General features: G+C 20.4%; 3 protein-coding genes. All 3 read right to left on the bottom strand.

All coding sequences use genetic code 11. From position 1 onward, the window contains the following. Positions 1-137 precede the first annotated feature (137 nt). Positions 138-716: an aminodeoxychorismate/anthranilate synthase component II gene (locus RJT18_RS02120; protein ID WP_343154981.1), complete on the bottom strand. Its 579-nt coding sequence runs from the start codon at positions 714-716 to the stop codon at positions 138-140. Positions 717-868: 152 nt separating this feature from the next. After that, positions 869-1,447 carry an aminodeoxychorismate/anthranilate synthase component II gene (locus tag RJT18_RS02115; RefSeq protein ID WP_343154982.1) on the bottom strand — a complete coding sequence of 193 codons (579 nt, stop codon included), beginning with the start codon at positions 1,445-1,447 and terminating at the stop codon, positions 869-871. Between the two features lie 152 nt (positions 1,448-1,599). Further along, the gene (locus RJT18_RS02110; RefSeq protein WP_343154981.1) at positions 1,600-2,178 is read right to left on the bottom strand and encodes an aminodeoxychorismate/anthranilate synthase component II; all 579 of its coding nucleotides are present in this window, start codon (positions 2,176-2,178) and stop codon (positions 1,600-1,602) included. Positions 2,179-2,193: the final 15 nt, after the last annotated feature.

Genomic DNA, 2,193 nt, shown 5'->3' with positions numbered 1-2,193 from the left:
GTTTATTAAATGCATGTGCAATAAAAATTTTTTTAAAAAAAATATAATAAAAATATAAACTCACATGCATATATTAGAATTTTAAAATTTTAATAAAAATTTTTAAAAAAAATATTTTTAATTAAAAAATAAAAAAATTATTTAGAAAGCCAATTTATAGTATTTTCTATTAATTTATTTCCAAAAGGAGTTAGAATAGATTCAGGATGAAACTGAAAGCTACATATTTTATGTTTTCTGCTTCTTAGAGACATTATTTTTTCTTTATAGTATGAATTTACTATAAAGTTTCTTGGAACCTCATTACATGTCCATGAGTGATATCTAGATACTTTTAAAGGATTAGCAATTTTATTAAACATAAATTTATTATCATGAACTATATTAGAATATTTTCCATGTACTGATTTTTTTAACAATTTTATACTACCTCCAAAAAACTCTATTATTGCTTGATGACCTAAACATATTCCTAACATAGGATTAGTTCTATTAAATTTTTTTATTATATTNATCATGCATCCAGATTTTAAAGGAGTACCAGGTCCTGGAGAAAATAGTATTATACTATCTTTAAAATTTTTTATTACATTGCATATATGAATTTCAGATTCATCATTTCTACAAATAATTACTTTATTACCTAAAACTTTTAACTGTTCAGATATGTTATTAGTAAAGGAATCTATGTTATCTAATATAAAAATATTTGACATTATAATTTTCTCAATGTTTATTAAATGCATGTGCAATAAAAATTTTTTTAAAAAAAATATAATAAAAATATAAACTCACATGCATATATTAGAATTTTAAAATTTTAATAAAAATTTTTAAAAAAAATATTTTTAATTAAAAAATAAAAAAATTATTTAGAAAGCCAATTTATAGTATTTTCTATTAATTTATTTCCAAAAGGAGTTAGAATAGATTCAGGATGAAACTGAAAGCTACATATTTTATGTTTTCTGCTTCTTAGAGACATTATTTTTTCTTTATAGTATGAATTTACTATAAAGTTTCTTGGAACCTCATTACATGTCCATGAGTGATATCTAGATACTTTTAAAGGATTAGCAATTTTATTAAACATAAATTTATTATCATGAACTATATTAGAATATTTTCCATGTACTGATTTTTTTAACAATTTTATACTACCTCCAAAAAACTCTATTATTGCTTGATGACCTAAACATATTCCTAACATAGGATTAGTTCTATTAAATTTTTTTATTATATTCATCATGCATCCAGATTTTAAAGGAGTACCAGGTCCTGGAGAAAATAGTATTATACTATCTTTAAAATTTTTTATTACATTGCATATATGAATTTCAGATTCATCATTTCTACAAATAATTACTTTATTACCTAAAACTTTTAACTGTTCAGATATGTTATTAGTAAAGGAATCTATGTTATCTAATATAAAAATATTTGACATTATAATTTTCTCAATGTTTATTAAATGCATGTGCAATAAAAATTTTTTTAAAAAAAATATAATAAAAATATAAACTCACATGCATATATTAGAATTTTAAAATTTTAATAAAAATTTTTAAAAAAAATATTTTTAATTAAAAAATAAAAAAATTATTTAGAAAGCCAATTTATAGTATTTTCTATTAATTTATTTCCAAAAGGAGTTAGAATAGATTCAGGATGAAACTGAAAGCTACATATTTTATGTTTTCTGCTTCTTAGAGACATTATTTTTTCTTTATAGTATGAATTTACTATAAAGTTTCTTGGAACCTCATTACATGTCCATGAGTGATATCTAGATACTTTTAAAGGATTAGCAATTTTATTAAACATAAATTTATTATCATGAACTATATTAGAATATTTTCCATGTACTGATTTTTTTAACAATTTTATACTACCTCCAAAAAACTCTATTATTGCTTGATGACCTAAACATATTCCTAACATAGGATTAGTTCTATTAAATTTTTTTATTATATTNATCATGCATCCAGATTTTAAAGGAGTACCAGGTCCTGGAGAAAATAGTATTATACTATCTTTAAAATTTTTTATTACATTGCATATATGAATTTCAGATTCATCATTTCTACAAATAATTACTTTATTACCTAAAACTTTTAACTGTTCAGATATGTTATTAGTAAAGGAATCTATGTTATCTAATATAAAAATATTTGACATTATAATTTTCTCAAT

The organism is Buchnera aphidicola (Pseudoregma panicola) (assembly GCF_039376655.1).
Taxonomy (GTDB): Bacteria; Pseudomonadota; Gammaproteobacteria; order Enterobacterales; family Enterobacteriaceae; genus Buchnera_G; species Buchnera_G aphidicola_C.
The sequence above is the reverse complement of the archived record's forward strand: the minus strand, read 5'-3'. Positions and strand labels throughout refer to the sequence as shown.

Coding starts and splice junctions, on each gene's coding strand:
- RJT18_RS02115 (WP_343154982.1), bottom strand. CDS start 1,447: ATGTCAAATATTTTTATATTAGATAACATAGATTCCTTTACTAATAAC.